The sequence below is a fragment of the Saccharopolyspora sp. ID03-671 genome (assembly GCF_045278815.1).
In the GTDB taxonomy this organism is placed as follows: Bacteria; Actinomycetota; Actinomycetes; order Mycobacteriales; family Pseudonocardiaceae; genus Saccharopolyspora; species Saccharopolyspora ipomoeae.
The window spans coordinates 5,999,994-6,015,877 of sequence record NZ_CP134054.1 but is presented as its reverse complement, the minus strand read 5'-3'; the positions used below and the strand labels follow the sequence as shown (position 1 = coordinate 6,015,877).

Genomic DNA, 15,884 nt, shown 5'->3' with positions numbered 1-15,884 from the left:
GGCCGATGCTGGACGGACTGCTTCGCGACAAGGTCGTCGTCGTCTCCGGGATCGGGCCCGGCCTGGGCCGGTCCCTGGCGCTGCGCAGCGCGCAGGCCGGGGCCGACGTGGTGCTGGCCGCGCGCACCGAGAAGCGGCTCGAGCAGGTGGCCGACGAGGTGAGCGAGCTGGGCCGCCGCGCGCTGGTGGTGCCCACCGACATCACCTCCGAGGACGACGCCGCGAACCTGGTGTCGCGGTCGGTGGAGCACTTCGGGCGGGTCGACGCGCTGATCAACAACGCCTTCGCGATCCCCCCGCTCGCCGACCTCGCCGACACCGACCTGGACGCGATCCGGCAGGGCTTCGAGACCACCTCGATCGCCGCGCTGCGGATGACCAGGCTGTTCGCCCCCGCGCTGGCCGAGACGCGCGGCGCGGTGCTCATGGTGAACTCGGCCGTGCTGCGGCACTCCCGCCGCAACTACGGCGCCTACAAGATGGCCAAGTCCAGCCTGCTGTCGCTGGCGCAGAGCCTGGCCACCGAGCTCGGGCCGCAGGGCGTGCGGGTCAACACCATCGCCCCCGGCTACATCTGGGCGGACTCGCTCAAGTGGTACCTCGGCTACCTCGCCGAGCAGCGCGGCATCACCCGCGACGAGGTCTACGAGGAGACCGCCGCCACCACCGACCTGCGAAAACTCCCGGAACCGGACGAGATCGCCGACGCGGGCCTGTTCCTGATCTCCGACCTCTCGCGGATCATCACCGGCCAGTGCCTGGACGTCAACGCCGGCGAATTTCACCACTGAAAAGCGTTCACCCGGGTCATTTCGCGTAGCGGTGCGAGCTGCGAGGGCGGCTCGCACGGCTCGCGGCTCTCCGCCGCTTGCGACCGAGTTCCCGGGAAAACACCGTGAGGAGCTGCTCATGAGCATCGGTCGTGAGGACGTCGGCACCGTCGAGGACCTGCACGCCTCGGCCACCCGGCTCGTCGGGCTCGACGACTTCGGCACCGACGACTACACCGACGGGCTCGGCGTGCTGCTGGAGTCCTACGAGCGCGACGCCGGGCTGACGCCGCTGGGCAACAAGGTCGCGCGCGCGTTCCTGCGGGGCGCGCTGACCGCGCGGCTGATCAGCGAGGACGCGTGGAAGAAGCACCCGCAGCACGCCGAGGTCGCGATCGAGCGCCCGATCTTCGTCACCGGGCTGCCGCGCACCGGCACCACGGCGCTGCACCGGTTGCTCACCGCCGACCCCGCCAACCAGGGCCTGGAGCTGTGGCTGACCGAGGTCCCGCAGCCGCGCCCACCGCGCGAGACCTGGGCCGACGACCCGGTCTTCCAGGGCATCCAGCAGGGCTACACCCGGCACCACGTGGAGCACCCCGAGTTCATGGGCGTGCACTACATGTCGGCCGAGCAGGTCGAGGAGTGCTGGCAGCTGCTGCGGCAGTCGACGCGGTCGATCTCCTACGAGTGCCTGGCGCACCTGCCGACCTACTCGCGCTGGCTGGCCGGCCAGGACTGGACGGCGGCCTACGCGCGGCACAAGCGCAACCTGCAGCTCATCGGGCTGCCGGACCGGAACCGGCGCTGGGTGCTGAAGAACCCGAGCCACCTGTTCGCGCTCGACGCGCTCCTGGAGACCTACCCGGACGCGCTGGTGATCCAGACGCACCGCGAGCCGCGCACCGCGATCGCCTCGGTGTGCAGCCTCGCCGCGCACGCCACCCACGACTGGTCGGAGACCTTCCGCGGCGAGACCATCGGCCGCGACCAGCTGGAGCTGTGGTCGCGGGGCCTGGACGAGTTCACCGCGGCCCGCGCCCGGTACGATCCGGACCGCTTCTTCGACGTGCGCTACGAGGACTTCACGGCCGACCCGATCGGCGTTGTCCAGCGGATCTACCGGCACTTCGGGATCCCGCTCGACGACGCCGCGACGCGGGCGATGCGGGACCTGCACGCCGAGAGCACCGCCGGTCACGCCAAGCCCGCGCACCGCTACTCGCTGGCGGACTTCGGGCTGCGCGGAGAAGAGGTCGACGAGCGCTTCGCCGGCTGGGCTCCGGTCGGTTAGATTCCGGGCGGATTCGACGCACCGGAGGGCGAAGCATGGCGTACGGCGACTACCAGCTGGAGATCTACCTCAACGGTCTGAGCGGGGTGCTTCCCGACCTGCCGATGGAGTTCGAGGAGCTGGAGGAGCGGGCGAAATCCGCCATGTCGCCCTCGGTGTGGTCCTACGTCCACGGCGGAGCGGGGTCGGAGCGCACGCAGCGCGCGAACGTCGCCGCGTTCGACCGGTGGGGGCTGGTGCCGCGGATGTTCGTCGGCGCCGAGGAGCGCGACCTCTCGGTGGACCTGTTCGGGATGACGCTGCCGTCCCCGGTGTTCATGGCACCGATCGGGGTGCTGGGCATCTGCGGGCAGGACGGGCACGGCGACCTGGCCACCGCGCGGGCCGCCGCGCAGACCGGGGTGCCGATGGTGGCCTCGACGCTGTCGTCGGACCCGTTGGAGGACGTGGCGGGCGAATTCGGCGGCACACCGGGGTTCTTCCAGCTCTACACGCCGAAGGACCGGGATCTGGCGGAAAGCCTGGTGCGCCGCGCCGAGAAGGCGGGCTACAAGGGCATCGTCGTCACGCTCGACACCTGGATCCCGGGCTGGCGGCCGCGCGACCTGGCGACCTCGAACTTCCCGCAGCTGCGCGGGCACTGCCTGAGCAACTACTACACCGACCCGGTGTTCCGGGCGGGTCTGGACAAGAGCCCCGAGGAGGACCCGGGCGCGGCGGTGCTGCGCTGGGTCTCCACCTTCGGCAACCCGCTGACCTGGAACGATCTGCCGTGGCTGCGGTCGCTGACGGACCTGCCGCTGCTGGTCAAGGGCATCTGCCACCCCGACGACGTCCGCCGCGCCAAGGACGGCGGCGTCGACGGCATCTACTGCTCCACCCACGGAGGCCGCCAGGCCGACGGAGGGCTTCCGGCCCTGGAGGTCCTGCCGGAGGTCGTCGACGCGGCCGACGGAATGCCGGTCCTGTTCGACTCGGGAGTCCGCAGCGGCGCCGACGTCGTCAAGGCCCTCGCCCTGGGCGCCACGGCGGTCGGCGTCGGCCGCCCCTACGCCTACGGCCTCGCCCTCGGCGGCACCCCCGGCATCACCCACGTCCTCCGCAGCCTCCTCGCCGAAGCCGACCTGATCATGGCCGTCGACGGCTACCCCGCCCTCTCCGACCTCACCCGTGATGCCCTCCGCGCCCTCCGCTGAGCCCGTCTCGGTGCGCGGGTGGTCGCCAGGGGACGGTTTTTCCTCGAATCACCCATGATCAATGTCCGTTTTGCCCGGACAGTTCTCACTAAAACCGTCCACTGGCGACCACCTCACCAGGCCGAGCGCTCGGAGGACCCGATCGGACGAAGAGCGGGGTCACAGTCGGAATCGATAACGTGCGGGGAGTCAGGAGCGATCTTCCCAGTGGAGGTAAAACCTACCTTTACTCGGAGATCGGAGGTCGCGATGGCGCAGGTTCTGAGCCTGGCGTTCGTCGGCTCCGCCGTCGTGCTGCTCATCGCCGTGCTGATCGTGCGGGAGAGCGGACGTCGGAGCACCGCGCGGTGGGAGCTCGAACGGGAGCGGCTGCGGCGGGACACGCTCACCCAGCTCGCAGCGGACGACCGGGAGCACGCACGCGCGCTGCTCAAGAGCGCCCGCGAGCTGTTCGGCGCGGGCCACACCGCGACCGCGGCGATCCTGGAGATGCAGGCGACCGACTACGAGATGCGCGCCGACGACCACGAGGCCGCGCGCTCCGACCCGACCTTGCCGATGTTCCCGGCGCGGCAACGACAACTCTCCCTCTGACCACCGGAAACCGGGGCCTGCGCGGCACTTTCGCGCAGGCCCCGGTGTGGTCTCGACCATTCGCGGCGAAACCGCGCCGCCGAACGGACGATCGGCGCTCACACCGGACCGCCAGGGTCCCGCCGCGTTGCGACCACCGATAGACTCCCCGAAAACGTGATCAAATCCACGGGGAGCGCGGCACCGATGGCCATCGAGGGCGAAGCCGCCGACGTCGGGGCGGCGGCCGGCATCGACACCAGCAAGGCGAGCATCGCCCGCGTCTACGACATGTTCCTGGGCGGCAAGGACAACTTCGCCGTCGACCGCGAGGTCTACGAGACGATCCAGGCCGTCTCACCGCACGGCGACGACGTCGCCCAGTCGATCCGCCGCTGGCTGATCCGCGTGGTGCGCCACCTCGCCGGTTACGAGGTCGGCATAGACCAGTTCCTGGACATCGGCTCCGGGCTGCCGACCGTGGAGAACACCCACGAGATCGCCCAGCGCCACAACCCGGACGCCACCGTCGTCTACGTCGACAACGACGCGACGGTCGCCGCCTACGGCCGGGCGCTGATGGAGGAGAACGACCTCACCCACTTCGCCACCGCCGACCTGCGCGACCCTGCCGCGCTGCTGGCGACGCCGCACGTCGCCAAGCTCGACTTCGACCGGCCGGTGGCGATGATCCAGTGCGCCACGCTGCACCACGTCGACGACGCCGACGACCCCGCCGCGTTCATGCGGGCCTACGTCGACGCGCTGCCCTCCGGCTCCTACCTGGCCATCTCGCACTGGTGGGACCCGGTCGACGAACTGCCCGAAGGGCACCTGATGGCCCGCGAGCTGGAGCAGCGCTGGCGCGAGTCGTCGATGGGCAGCGGGCGCTACCGCACGCGCGAGGAGATCGGCGCGCTCTTCGGCGGCCTGGAACTCCTCGAACCGGGCCTGGTGGAGCTCAACCACTGGTGGCCGGACGGCCCCCGCATGCGCGAGATCTCGCTGGTGGAGCGCCTGATCCTCGGCGGCGTCGCCTACAGCCCTGAGCTCGGCGCCCGCGGTCAACCCGCGCGGTGCGCCCTGATGCGCGTCCACCCGGTCAGCGCTCGCGCAGCGCCGTGCGCAGGATCTCCGCCTGGTCGTCATCGAGCGACGCGACGAAGTGCGCCAGGACGACCTCGGGCGCCCCGGAGCCGTCGAGCACCTGGCCGAGCATGCGCGCGGCGGCCTCCTCGCGGCTGCGCGTGGGCCGGTAGCGGTAGGCCCGGCTCTCCATCTCCCGCTGCACCCAGCCCTTGCGGTGCAGGTTGTCGAGCACCGTGAGCACCGTCGTGTAGGCCAGCGATCGACCGGTGTCGAGCCGATCCAGCACTTCGCGCACCTTGACCGGCTCCGGTTCCTCCCACAGAACCTGCATCACAGCGGCTTCGAGCTCACCCAGAAAACGCATGGCCCCTCCTCCCCGGGGCACATCGTACGTCGGGGATTCGCACGTCGCGCACGCTATGTGAATGGCCTTCGGGTTAAGCGCGGACGCCCTCCCTGAGGACCGGCACGCCCGCGGCAACCCCGTTGACCACCAATCGGATTCACATCTACTATGCTTATTAGTAGCGGCGCTCACCCCCAAATCCCCGAGGCCGCTATGCGCGCGAGGTCCCCGACATCCCCCCTCGTCGGTCCTCGCCGATTGCTGAGCGGGCCCTTTCCCCCCAGAGGGCCCGCTCAGCCCCGTTCCGAGACGGCAAGCGGAATTGCCGAATCCATTTCGAGCGCATTCCGAAGGCGACCCCCGCCGCTCCCTCGCACCTGCCTACCAGCGACTTCGGGCAAAAGCGGGCGACCTATCCGGACGTGTCGACTTCGATGAACGACGAATGCACTGGCTAAAGCTCCCTGCGCTGGAACAACGCAGTTCGGCGCGCACAACCTCCAGTTAGTCCGACGCACAAGGTTACCGCGCCGTGATAGGTGCGTTCTCGGATCGTATTCGCCGATGTGAATTCGATCCTATTCCGCTCCAGTACGCTCTGCGATGCTGGCCAGCCGCCTCGGGCGATCGCGAATCCGGGGCAGACGCAGAAGAATTCGGATGGCTCCATGACACGCACACCGCAACCACGACGTCCCGACGCCGCGCGCCGGTGGGGCGTGCGATGACCGCGCAGAGCGACCACGGCGGCGAGGTCGAGCAGCTGCTGCGCGCCTTCGAAGCGGCGCTGGCCGAGACCGACCTGCTCGGCAGGCACGCCGACCCCGACGAGGAGCCGGATCAGCTGCGCGACCTGCGGCACCAGGTCGTGCAGTACGTGCGGGCCGTCCCGGCCGAGCAGCTGCCCCGCGCGCAGTGCGGGAACTGCTCCGGCCAGGGCGAGGTCTCGGCCGTGCACGTGCGGCGGGGCTCCCAGACCGACCTGCCCGAGGTCACCACCGCCCAGCGGCTGTGCCCCAACTGCTGGGGGACCGGGCTGACCCTGCGCCACACGGAGCAGCCCCCGGAGCTGTGAACCCGGCACCCGAAAAATGGGTGGCGGGGTCCGCCGTTCAGGAGCATCGTTCTTCCCGTGGTTGTGGACCACGTCGGTGAGGAGCTCCCGTGCGATTCTCGGGCTCGCGGTGGAGCCCCTCACCGACCCCCGCCGATCCGCCGGGCGATGGGCGGACTGGTGAAAGACGTTTCTGCGAGCGGATATTATTAGTCCACATCGGATGATCGACTGGGCCCTCGGGCTCTGGTAGGAAGCGCGCATGCGCTTCTACGCCGAACGACCGATTCGCGTTGCGGGACAGCTGCTCTTCGACCTCGTGGCGATCGGGTGGGTCGCCGCGTTCTGGTGGCTCGCGGACCGGACCGAGGCCGCGGTGCTGGAGCTGCGGGCTCCCGGCCACCGGATGATCGAGGCGGGCGGCGGCCTCCGGACCACCTTCACCGACGCCGCGCGCACGGCCTCCGACGTCCCGTTCGTCGGCGACGACCTGGCGGGCGCGCTGGGCAGGGGGACCTCGGCCGGTGACGTGCTCGTGGACGCGGGCGGGCGCGTGCTGGAGGTGATCGACCTGACCGCCGGCGCGGTGTCGGTCGCGATCGTGGCGCTCTCGCTGATCCCGGTGCTCGCGGTCTGGTTGCCGCGCCGGATCCGCTACGCCCGCGCGGCCGGGCAGGCCGTGGCGATGCGCGCCCAGGGCCCGGACCTGCTGGCCCTGCGAGCGCTGACCGAACTCCCCCACCGTCGGCTCAAGCGGGTCGGCCGCGAGCCCGCGATGGCTTGGCGCGAGGGCGATTCCGAGGTCATCGCCCAGCTGGCCGGGATGCGGCTGGCGTCGCTGGGGCTCCGGGTCAGCTGACCGTTTCGGAGCGGTCGACGAGGCCGAGGCGCAGGTGCTCGCTGTGGTAGACGGCCTCGTCCAGCAGCTGGGCGACGTGGTTGTCGTAGAGGCTGTAGACGATGCTGCGCCCCGAGCGGGCCCCGATGACCAGACCGAGGTTGCGCAGCAGCCGCAGCTGGTGGGACACGGCGGACTGCTCCATGCCGACCGCCTCGGCGAGCTCGGTGACCGGGCGCGGCCCCTGCCGCAGCTCCGCGAGGATGAGCAGTCGGCTCGGAGTGGCCAGCGCCTGCAGCGTGTTCGCCACGTGCTGCGCCGACTCGGCGTCGAGCCTGATCTCCTCCCGTTCCACTCCGTGTCCCATGCGGGCAGTCTAGACCGCTGTTTGCATGAACGCATGTTCATGTGTTCTCCTGTGCGGGTCACGCCCGCTCTGCGAAGAGGTCTTCACCCGTGGTCACCTCCACCACCGCTCCCCCGCGCACCGCGCCACCCGCGCGGACCAGGCTGTTCGCGCTGCCCGAGATGCGGTGGGCCGCCGCCGCGCTCGGCCTGTTCCTCGCCGGGCTCGCCCTGCAGCTGTCCGGTGCTCCCGAGTGGTCCTGGTGGGCGCTCTACCTGGCCTGCTACATCACCGGCGGCTGGGAACCGGCGCTCGCCGGGCTGCAGGCGTTGCGGGAGAAGACGCTCGACGTCGACCTGCTGATGGTGCTGGCCGCGATCGGCGCCGCGTCCATCGGCGAGATCACCGACGGGGCACTGCTCATCGTCATCTTCGCGACCTCCGGTGCGCTGGAGGCGCTGGCCACCGCGCGCACCGAGGACTCCGTGCGCGGGCTGCTCACCCTCGCCCCCGAGACCGCCACGGTCGTCACCTCCGACGGCGTCGAGCAGGTCCGGCCAGCCGCCGAGCTGGAGATCGGCGACGAGGTGCTGATCCGCCCCGGCGAGCGCGTTCCGGCCGACGGCACCGTGCTGTCCGGCTCCAGCGACGTCGACCAGGCGACGATCACCGGCGAGCCGCTGCCGGTGGACGTCACGACCGGCTCGGAGGTGTTCGCCGGCACGCTCAACGGCACCGGTTCGCTGCGCGTGTGGGTCGGGCGCCGGGCCGAGGACTCCGTGGTCGCGCGGATCGCCGCGCTGGTCGAGCAGGCCGGGCAGACCAAGGCGCGCACCCAGCTGTTCATCGAGAAGGTCGAGCAGCGCTACTCGATCGGCATGGTCATCGCGACCGTCGCGCTGTTCACCATCCCGCTGCTGCTGGGCTCCGACCTGCGGGAATCGCTGCTGCGGGCGATGACGTTCATGATCGTCGCCTCGCCGTGCGCGGTGGTGCTGGCGACGATGCCGCCGCTGCTGGCCGCGATCGCCAACGCCGGACGGCACGGCGTGCTGGTCAAGTCCGCCGTAGTGATGGAGCACCTGGGCACGACCACCAAGGTCGCCTTCGACAAGACCGGCACCCTGACCCGCGGCACCCCGGAGGTCGCCGAGGTGCGCGTGCTGGACCCGGCGCTCTCCCGCGAGGAGCTGCTGCGGCTGGCCGCGGCGGCCGAGCGGCCCAGCGAGCACCCGCTGGCGGCGGCCGTGGTGCGCGCCGCCGAGCGCGAGGAGCTGACGCTGCCGCCCGCCGAGGAGTTCGCGGCGCTGCCGGGGCGCGGCGTCACCGCCCGGGTCGCCGGCCACCACGTCGAGATCGGGGCCGCGCCCGACACCTACGAGGTCACCGCAGGCCGCACCCCGGTGCTGGTGCGGCGGGACGGCGAGCCGGTGGGCCTGTTGGCCATCACCGACCGGCCGCGACCGGAGGCCGCCGAGGCCGTGGCCTCGACCCGGGCGCTGACCAGCGATCCCGTGCTGCTGACCGGCGACAGCGCCGCCGGGGCGAGCGAGCTCGCCGCGCACGTGGGCATCACCGACGTGCGCGCGGGGCTGCTGCCGGAGCGCAAGCTCGACGAGGTCGAGGCGATGCAGGCGGCCGGGCACCGGGTCGCGTTCGTCGGCGACGGCATCAACGACGCGCCCGCCCTGGCCACCGCGCACGCCGGTGTCGCGATGGGCGGCGCCGCCTCGGACCTCACGTTGCAGACCGCGGACGCGATCATCGTCCGCGACGACCTCAACGCGATCCCGGCCGTCATCGATCTCTCCCGCCGCGCCCGCCGCGTCGTCACGGCGAACCTCGTCATCGCGGGCACCTTCATCGCGGTCCTGGTGACCTGGGACCTCGTCGGCCACCTCCCGCTGCCGCTGGGCGTCGCGGGCCACGAGGGCTCCACGATCCTCGTCGCCCTCAACGGCCTACGCCTCCTCCGCCGCGCGGCCTGGAAAGCGGCGTGACCCCGGCCGAACCGCTCGTCCCCGGAGCGGTTCGGCCGGGCTCCGCCCGTCTACTTCAGCGCGTCGGGGCCGGCGACCAGCGAGGTGATGCGCAGGCCGGTGACCTCCAGGCGCACCTCGTCGGTGCCGGTGACGTGAATCGGCTGCGGCTGGGACATGTCCGGCAGCGAACCCTGGAAACCGCTCACCACGTAGGTGTCCGGGGCGTTGGGGCCCGAGACGGCCTCGATCTCGGTGTGGACGAGGTCGCCGGGCTGGAGGGTGAACTCCTCCGGAGCGCCCGGCACCGAGATCTTGTCGACCGGGAGTTCCTCGATGGGCGAGTTGGTCATGTCCAGCCCGGCGAGGGCGGGAACGCCGCCGTTGATCGTGCAGGTCTTGTCGGATCGGTTGCCGAAGCTGACCAGGAAGTGGCCCGGCCGGCCCTGCACCGCGCTCGCGCTGGCGATGAAGTCCTCGGCCGAGCAGTTCGAGGTGCCGATGTCGGCCCGGTCCTGGTCCTGACCCGGCTGCGTGGCCGAGACGCGGGCCACCGACGCGGTTTCCGCCCCGCTGCCGTGCTGGGCCAGCGCTGCGGCTCCGCCGCCGGTGGCCAGCAGCGCGCCGGCGACGATCCCGGTGACGGCCAGGGTCTTCCTGCTGGTCTTGCTCATCACTTACCCCCAGGGTTGCGTTCGTGGCGCCCCAACGCCTTGACACCCCTGAAGACGTCCCGTCGCCGATGTCGTTGCGTCCTGATCGAGACGAGATTCCTCGGACGCCGCGGCGGTGGACGGTTTTAGCCATAACTGTCCGGACGAAACGGACATTGATCATGGGTGATTATGGCTAAAACCGTCCGCGGTCTCCCCGGCCCCACCGCGAGCCCGAGGAGACCCCGGCAACGGCTCACATGTTCTCGGCGGCCTGCTTGATGGCCTGGCGGATCCGGCCGTAGGTGCCGCAGCGGCAGACGTTCTCGATCTTGTCGATGTCCGCGTCGGTGACGTCGTCGCCCTTCTCGTTGAGCAGCGCGACGGCGGTCATGATCTGGCCCGGCTGGCAGAAGCCGCACTGGGCGACGTCGCGGTCCAGCCACGCCTGCTGCACCGGGTGCAGCTCATCTCCGTCGGCCAGGCCCTCGATCGTGGTGATCTCGGTGCCGTCGGCGTCTTCGGCCTTGACCATGCAGGTCTGGACCTCTTCGTCGTCCTGCAAGCAGGTGCAGGCCCTGCAGACGCCGACGCCGCAGCCGTACTTGGGACCGGTGATGCGCAGCTGATCGCGCAGCACCCACAGCAGGGGCATCTCCGCCGGGACGTCGACCTCGACGTCCTTGCCGTTGACGGTGAACTCGTACTTGGGCATGTCGCTCGGGAACTCCTCGAAGGATCAGGCCGGAATCAGAAGTTGATCGGGAAGCTGCGCGGCCGAGTGCCGGTCGCACGCGCGTAGGCGCAGGCCACGGCGCCGGCCGCGACCGGTACGCCCAACTCGCCCACACCACCGGGATTTCCGGTCGGAGGCATCACGAAGACCTTCGTCTCGATCGGCGAGTGCCGCTGCCGCGCCCACTTGAAGTCGCTGAAGCTGCCCTCGCGCACCGCGCCGTTGTCGAAGTGCAGGCCCGCCTGCAGGATCGTGGAGATCCCGTCGATCAGGCCGCCCTGCATCTGCGCCTCCACGCCGCGCGGGTTGATCGCCCGCCCCACGTCGACGGCGACGAAAGCCTTGGTGACGCGCGGATTCCACGGATCGGTGGCGTCGATCTCCACCAGGCAGGCCGAGGACGAGCGGTGCTCCTCGTGCACGGCCAGGCCCTGCGCGTGGCCCTTCGGCAGCGGACGCCCCCAGCTCCCCTCGGAACCGACCTTGCGCAGGACCGCCTTCGCCCGGTCCGTCTTGAGCGAGTCCATCCGGAACTGCAGCCGGTCCTCGCCCAGCTTCGCCGCGAGCTCGTCGACGACGAGCTCCTGCGCCGCGCGGAACGATCCGCCGTGCACCCCGCGCCACTCGGCGGTCTTCACGCCGGGGACCCGCTCGCCCTTGCCATCGATGGTGACCAGCCCGAACTCGTAGGGCACGTTCTGGCTGATGTAGAAGACGATCTCGTCGACGGGCTTGTTGATCGCCCCGAAGATCTCCGAGGTCAGCACGATGCCCGCACCGTGCGAGAGGTCGACCATCACGCCGCTCATCTTCTGCTGGAAGGAGCGGACCTTCCCGCCCCGGTAGGAGGCGATGATGCGGTGGTGGGTCGGCGGGCGCATCCGCCCGTGCCGGATCTCGTCGTTGCGGGTCCACATCAGCTTGACGGGCTTGCCGATCGCCTTCGACACCCGAGCCGCCTCGACCGCCGCGTCGTTGAAACCGCGCGCACCGAAGGAACCTCCGGCCCGCGTGATGTGCGCGGTGACGGCGGTCTGGGGAAGCCCGACGGCCTTGGCGACGTCGACCTGCACGCCCATCCCGACCTGCCCCGGGTACCAGACTTCGGCGCGGTCGCGACGCACGTCGGCCACCGCGTAGCTGACCTCCATCGGCGCGTGGCTCACCCCGGCGAAGCTGAAGCTCGCGTCGATCTTGCCCTCGCCGTCGTCGAGGTTCAGCGCGTCCATCATGCTGCCGGTCTTGTCGCTCAGCTTCGCCTGGATGTCGGCGTCGGAGGTCCGGGCTCCCGGTCCGGGAACCCAGGTGACCTGGAGCTGCTGAGCGGCTTCCAGCGCCTGCCAGGTGTTCTCGGCGCAGACCGCGACACCGCTGGGCAGTTCGACCACGTCGGACACGCCTGCCAGGCCGCGCACCGCGGAGTCGTCGAACGCCGCGACCTTCCCGTCCACTGTGGGCGGTCGCACGACGACGGCGACGACCGAGCCGGGAATCTTGATGTCACCGACGTACTGGGTGGCGCCGGTGACCATGCCGCGCGCGTCCACCCGGTTCATCGGCTTGCCGAGGACCTCGTGTTCCTCGGGCTTCTTCGGCGTCGCCGGGACGGCGGGCGCGACGACCCGGGCGGCGTCCCGGGCCAGCTCGCCGAAGGTCACCGAGCGACCGTCGGGCGCGTGCACCGCGGTGTCCTCGACCGTCAGCTTCGCCGCCGCCACCCCCAACCGCTCGGCCGCGGCGGTGACCAGCCGGGACCGGGCGCCCGCGGCCATCGAGGCCAGCGGTTTCCACAACGCCCGAACACCGCTGGAGAAGCCGGTGAAGTGGTTGATGAACAGCTCCGGCCGGGCATCGGAGATCTCGACGACGACGTCGGAGGGCCGGGCATTCATCTCCTCGGCGATCATCATGACCACGGAGGTGTTGATGCCCTGCCCGACTTCCAGCCGGGGCATCTCGAACCGAACCTTGTTGGTACCGGTGATCTCCAGCCGCATCAGCGGCATCGTGGGCATGGCCAGCAGCGTGACGGCGTCGGCGAAGTCGACCATCGGTTCCAGCGGTGGCAGCGGGACCGGGATCTGGGTCTTCGCCGCGGTGGCGACGGCCTGGCCTGACTCCTCTCAAGGGTTGCCCGAGCAACAACCCCAAGCTTCGGCTCGAACACGGCGAGCAGGGCGTGACAAGCCCACACGCGGCGTTCAGCGCTCCGCGCCTCAGGAACCCCCGCAGATGTGACCGTGCGTGTTGAGCCGTATGCGCAGACACACCCTGCTGACTACGGCGGAGCACCATAGCGGAGTCAATAAGCACCTGTGCGTGACGAAATCGGGCCATTCCCAACCTGAACGCACCAGTTCCTGATCACTGTCGGGTGAACCCAAGCAAACGCTTGCCCCGGACCTGCGGAAACGGCGAATCGGGCGCCTTCCGCCCGCACCGGACATCTCACACGACCCCGGCGGCGCATATCGTTGAGTGACGCAACCGATACCGCTTCGTCACCACCGCCCGGCGCCGAACACCGTTTCCGCGCGCCCGGCAACGGAACTCGGCCGCGCGCGGTTCTCACGCACCGCTACGACGGGCGCTCACAGGTCGAGTTCGACCTCGCCGCGCGCCCGGGACACGCAGGGCGCGATCCGGGTGGCCCGGTCCTCCTCGGGCAGCACGAGGTCGCGGTGCAGCGGCACGCCACCGGTGACCTCGACGACGCACTCCCCGCACACGCCCCGGCGGCAGCGGTTCGCCACCGCCGCACCGGCGGATTCCAGCGCCTCCAGCAGGGTTTCGCCGTCCCCCACCGGCACGGACGTCCCACTGCGGCGCAGGTGCGCGGTGAACGGCTCACCCCCGGCGGGCCGCGCACCGAAGCGCTCGACGTGCACCCGGCTGCCCGGCCAGCCCGCTTCGCGGGCGCGCGCGGTCACCTCGGCGAGGAACGACTCCGGGCCGCACGCGTAGAGGTGGGTACCCAGCGGCTGGTCGGCGAGGTCCAGCCCGCGCCAGAACCGAGCGCGGGAATCGGTGAGGTGCCCGCGCAGGTCCCCGGCGTGCACCCCGTCCCGGGAGACGTGGTGCACCTCGACCGAACGCCGCCAGAACCGCGCCGCCCGGAAGTGCGAGAGGATCGGCGTGACACCGATCCCGGCGGCGACGAGCAGGTGGTGCCGCGCGGACTGCACCGGCGCGAAACCGCTTCGGGGATCGTCGGTTTCGACGACGTCGCCGGGACGCAGCCGGTGCATCCAGCGGGACCCGCCGGTGCCGAGGCGCACCGAGATCTCGTAGTGCTCGGGGCGGAACCCGTCACCGGTGAGCGAGTAGGCGTTGCGCCGCTGCCGTCCGCGCTCGTCGGTGCCGCACAGAACGTCGAGGTGACTGCCGGGCACGTAGGACCGCAGGTCACCGACCAGCCGGATCCGCCGGACGCCCTCGGCGATGAGGCGGGTGTCGGAGACCGTCAGCCGGTTCATCGCCGCAACCACGCCAGCAGCTCCGGCCGGATCTCGCCGTAACCCTTGTAGTCGGCCATCTCGTCGGGCAGTTCGGCCAGTACGGTCGCGAACTGCTCGCGCCAGGCCGGGACCAGCACCAGCTCCCGCATCGGCAGCAGGTAGGTGCGGATCAGGAACAGGATCGAGCCCGTCAGCGGCAGCCGGATCAGGTGCTGCACCTCCACCCGCAGGTGCAGGGCCTCGCCGAGGTCGCCGACCGAACCCCGCTCGGCGCCCCACTCGTCGTAGGTCTCCAGCGAGGCGTCGAGCCGGTGCCCCACGGTGGAGCTCCAGTTCAGCCGCCGGTAGCAGTCGCCGGGCTGCAGGCCGAGCAGGAACCGCTCGGCTCGCGGGATCGCGCCGTCGGCGAGGTCGCGCGGCACCGGGCCGTGCAGGTCGGTGAACGACATGCCGAGCACGAACTTGATGGACCAGTTCGACGCGAACGTGACCACTCCGGCATCGGCGAACAGCCGTCCTGCGCGCTCGTCGAGGAGCACGAGGTCGTCGTTGACCTGGGAGGCGGCGAAGCGCAGCGGCGACTCGCCCAGCGAGTCCTCGTCACCGACCCGGAACCGCCGGGTCACACCGAGCCTGCCGTTCTCCCAGCGGAACTCGCGGTCCCCCGTGCTGCTCAGCGTCATCGCCGGGTCGGTGGCGGCGGCTTCGGCGAGCAGGTGCAGCAGCGCGTCCCAACCGGCCTCCCGCATGTGCGGGAGTTCGACGTGCCTGCCCGGGTCGCGCCGCAGGATCGCGGCGCGCTCGGCCAGTTCGGCCTCGTAGTCGGCGTGGAAGTCGAGGACGGTGCCGCCCCACTCCCCCGCCGCCGTGCGGTGGGCGCGGGGCGCGGCCTCGACGTTGACGCTGTAGCGGTAGTGGTCGCCTTCCAGCGGCCACGGGAACCGTCGCACCCGCTCGGGCAGGATCACCGGAACGCCTCCACGTCGGCGTGGAACCCCAGGTAGGAGCCCCGGTGGCGGGAGAGGTGGCTGTAGATGTGCAACGGATGTCCGCAACCGGAGCAGGTGGTGCGGGAGCCGGGCGGGGCCGTCACCGGGGTCTCGGCCGTGCAGTGCGCGCAGTGCACCCGCAGCCGCTCGCGGGAGGTGACGTGGCAGCGGACCTCCTCGTCCACGGCCCCGGCTGCGAGCGCTCGCGCCCGCAGGGCGAGGACGTCGGCCTCCGGCCCGGCCAGCATCAGCCGCCACCCGACCCGCGCCCGCCCGAGCTGCTCGTCCAGGGCGTCGACGACCTCGTCGGCGCGGTCGGCCTGGGCCGTCCACACCGGACTGGGCGCAGTTCTCATGAGAACTTCCCCCACCCAACCACGCACGATCCCCTCGGCCGGGTCCCCGATCCCGACGAGCGCGTAGCTCGTCCCCTCGGGATCGACGGCGACCCGCGCGGGCCACTCGGGCAGGCTGGTGCGGGCACCGGCCGCCATCCGCTCGTCCACCCGCCGAGTACACAAAGGCCGGGCGCGGTGTGTCAACCGCGCCCGGCCCAGGTCACG

The 15,884-nt window shown here is 71.1% G+C and carries 15 protein-coding genes and 1 pseudogene; 8 read left to right on the top strand and 8 right to left on the bottom strand.

The window, feature by feature from the left end; translation table 11 throughout:
* Positions 1 to 5: 5 nt before the first annotated feature.
* The 5 genes and pseudogenes from REH65_RS27860 to REH65_RS27840 all read left to right on the top strand — a co-directional run.
* On the top strand, positions 6 to 791 hold the full coding sequence (locus REH65_RS27860) for an SDR family oxidoreductase (protein ID WP_406689752.1): 786 nt from the start codon (positions 6 to 8) through the stop codon (positions 789 to 791).
* Between the two features lie 118 nt (positions 792 to 909).
* Positions 910 to 2,064 carry a sulfotransferase family protein gene (locus tag REH65_RS27855; protein ID WP_406689751.1) on the top strand — a complete coding sequence of 385 codons (1,155 nt, stop codon included), beginning with the start codon at positions 910 to 912 and terminating at the stop codon, positions 2,062 to 2,064.
* A gap of 35 nt (positions 2,065 to 2,099) precedes the next feature.
* Positions 2,100 to 3,260: a lactate 2-monooxygenase gene (locus tag REH65_RS27850; RefSeq protein ID WP_406689750.1), complete on the top strand. Its 1,161-nt coding sequence runs from the start codon at positions 2,100 to 2,102 to the stop codon at positions 3,258 to 3,260.
* A 249-nt stretch (positions 3,261 to 3,509) separates the two neighbouring features.
* Positions 3,510 to 3,854: a hypothetical protein gene (locus REH65_RS27845; RefSeq protein ID WP_406689749.1), complete on the top strand. Its 345-nt coding sequence runs from the start codon at positions 3,510 to 3,512 to the stop codon at positions 3,852 to 3,854.
* Between the two features lie 186 nt (positions 3,855 to 4,040).
* Positions 4,041 to 4,862: pseudogene (locus REH65_RS27840) on the top strand (SAM-dependent methyltransferase); the annotation flags it as partial.
* A gap of 73 nt (positions 4,863 to 4,935) precedes the next feature.
* Here REH65_RS27840 and REH65_RS27835 read toward each other — a convergent pair.
* Complete coding sequence (locus tag REH65_RS27835) at positions 4,936 to 5,286, bottom strand: BlaI/MecI/CopY family transcriptional regulator (RefSeq protein WP_281453590.1); 351 nt, start codon at positions 5,284 to 5,286, stop codon at positions 4,936 to 4,938.
* Between the two features lie 706 nt (positions 5,287 to 5,992).
* On the opposite strand from REH65_RS27835, the gene REH65_RS27830 reads away from it, so the two are divergent.
* Both REH65_RS27830 and REH65_RS27825 read left to right on the top strand, forming a co-directional pair.
* Positions 5,993 to 6,343: a hypothetical protein gene (locus tag REH65_RS27830; protein WP_281453591.1), complete on the top strand. Its 351-nt coding sequence runs from the start codon at positions 5,993 to 5,995 to the stop codon at positions 6,341 to 6,343.
* Positions 6,344 to 6,584: 241 nt separating this feature from the next.
* On the top strand, positions 6,585 to 7,181 hold the full coding sequence (locus REH65_RS27825; RefSeq protein WP_406689748.1) for a hypothetical protein: 597 nt from the start codon (positions 6,585 to 6,587) through the stop codon (positions 7,179 to 7,181).
* On the opposite strand, the gene REH65_RS27820 is transcribed toward REH65_RS27825, so the two are convergent.
* Positions 7,174 to 7,527 carry an ArsR/SmtB family transcription factor gene (locus REH65_RS27820; RefSeq protein WP_406689747.1) on the bottom strand — a complete coding sequence of 118 codons (354 nt, stop codon included), beginning with the start codon at positions 7,525 to 7,527 and terminating at the stop codon, positions 7,174 to 7,176. The two genes, REH65_RS27825 and REH65_RS27820, sit on opposite strands and share 8 nt — an antisense overlap.
* 161 nt (positions 7,528 to 7,688) lie before the next feature.
* On the opposite strand from REH65_RS27820, the gene REH65_RS27815 reads away from it, so the two are divergent.
* Positions 7,689 to 9,506 carry a heavy metal translocating P-type ATPase gene (locus tag REH65_RS27815; RefSeq protein WP_406693254.1) on the top strand — a complete coding sequence of 606 codons (1,818 nt, stop codon included), beginning with the start codon at positions 7,689 to 7,691 and terminating at the stop codon, positions 9,504 to 9,506.
* 50 nt (positions 9,507 to 9,556) lie between these two features.
* Here the strand turns inward: REH65_RS27815 and REH65_RS27810 are convergent, their stop codons facing one another.
* From REH65_RS27810 to REH65_RS27785, 6 genes are all read right to left on the bottom strand, one after another.
* Positions 9,557 to 10,159 carry a DUF4232 domain-containing protein gene (locus REH65_RS27810; protein WP_406689746.1) on the bottom strand — a complete coding sequence of 201 codons (603 nt, stop codon included), beginning with the start codon at positions 10,157 to 10,159 and terminating at the stop codon, positions 9,557 to 9,559.
* 235 nt (positions 10,160 to 10,394) lie between these two features.
* Positions 10,395 to 10,853, bottom strand: a complete 459-nt coding sequence (locus REH65_RS27805; protein ID WP_281453595.1) for a (2Fe-2S)-binding protein — start codon at positions 10,851 to 10,853, stop codon at positions 10,395 to 10,397.
* A gap of 35 nt (positions 10,854 to 10,888) precedes the next feature.
* Positions 10,889 to 12,925: a molybdopterin cofactor-binding domain-containing protein gene (locus REH65_RS27800; RefSeq protein ID WP_406689745.1), complete on the bottom strand. Its 2,037-nt coding sequence runs from the start codon at positions 12,923 to 12,925 to the stop codon at positions 10,889 to 10,891.
* Between the two features lie 540 nt (positions 12,926 to 13,465).
* The gene (locus REH65_RS27795) at positions 13,466 to 14,350 is read right to left on the bottom strand and encodes a PDR/VanB family oxidoreductase (protein WP_406689744.1); all 885 of its coding nucleotides are present in this window, start codon (positions 14,348 to 14,350) and stop codon (positions 13,466 to 13,468) included.
* Positions 14,347 to 15,300, bottom strand: coding sequence for a heme-dependent oxidative N-demethylase family protein (locus REH65_RS27790; RefSeq protein ID WP_406689743.1), 954 nt, complete (start codon positions 15,298 to 15,300; stop codon positions 14,347 to 14,349). The genes REH65_RS27795 and REH65_RS27790 overlap by 4 nt, the downstream gene beginning before the upstream one ends.
* The gene (locus REH65_RS27785) at positions 15,297 to 15,827 is read right to left on the bottom strand and encodes a dimethylamine monooxygenase subunit DmmA family protein (protein WP_406689742.1); all 531 of its coding nucleotides are present in this window, start codon (positions 15,825 to 15,827) and stop codon (positions 15,297 to 15,299) included. Before REH65_RS27785 ends, REH65_RS27790 begins: the two co-directional genes overlap by 4 nt.
* Positions 15,828 to 15,884 lie beyond the last annotated feature (57 nt).

Bases quoted from the DNA above. Each gene is read 5' to 3' on its own strand.
- REH65_RS27855 (WP_406689751.1), top strand. From the start codon at position 910: ATGAGCATCGGTCGTGAGGACGTCGGCACCGTCGAGGACCTGCACGCC.
- REH65_RS27815 (WP_406693254.1), top strand. From the start codon at position 7,689: ATGCGGTGGGCCGCCGCCGCGCTCGGCCTGTTCCTCGCCGGGCTCGCC.
- REH65_RS27795 (WP_406689744.1), bottom strand. From the start codon at position 14,350: ATGAACCGGCTGACGGTCTCCGACACCCGCCTCATCGCCGAGGGCGTC.
- REH65_RS27845 (WP_406689749.1), top strand. From the start codon at position 3,510: ATGGCGCAGGTTCTGAGCCTGGCGTTCGTCGGCTCCGCCGTCGTGCTG.
- REH65_RS27800 (WP_406689745.1), bottom strand. From the start codon at position 12,925: ATGGTCGACTTCGCCGACGCCGTCACGCTGCTGGCCATGCCCACGATG.
- REH65_RS27835 (WP_281453590.1), bottom strand. From the start codon at position 5,286: ATGCGTTTTCTGGGTGAGCTCGAAGCCGCTGTGATGCAGGTTCTGTGG.
- REH65_RS27850 (WP_406689750.1), top strand. From the start codon at position 2,100: ATGGCGTACGGCGACTACCAGCTGGAGATCTACCTCAACGGTCTGAGC.
- REH65_RS27830 (WP_281453591.1), top strand. From the start codon at position 5,993: ATGACCGCGCAGAGCGACCACGGCGGCGAGGTCGAGCAGCTGCTGCGC.
- REH65_RS27805 (WP_281453595.1), bottom strand. From the start codon at position 10,853: ATGCCCAAGTACGAGTTCACCGTCAACGGCAAGGACGTCGAGGTCGAC.
- REH65_RS27860 (WP_406689752.1), top strand. From the start codon at position 6: ATGCTGGACGGACTGCTTCGCGACAAGGTCGTCGTCGTCTCCGGGATC.
- REH65_RS27810 (WP_406689746.1), bottom strand. From the start codon at position 10,159: ATGAGCAAGACCAGCAGGAAGACCCTGGCCGTCACCGGGATCGTCGCC.
- REH65_RS27825 (WP_406689748.1), top strand. From the start codon at position 6,585: ATGCGCTTCTACGCCGAACGACCGATTCGCGTTGCGGGACAGCTGCTC.
- REH65_RS27820 (WP_406689747.1), bottom strand. From the start codon at position 7,527: ATGGGACACGGAGTGGAACGGGAGGAGATCAGGCTCGACGCCGAGTCG.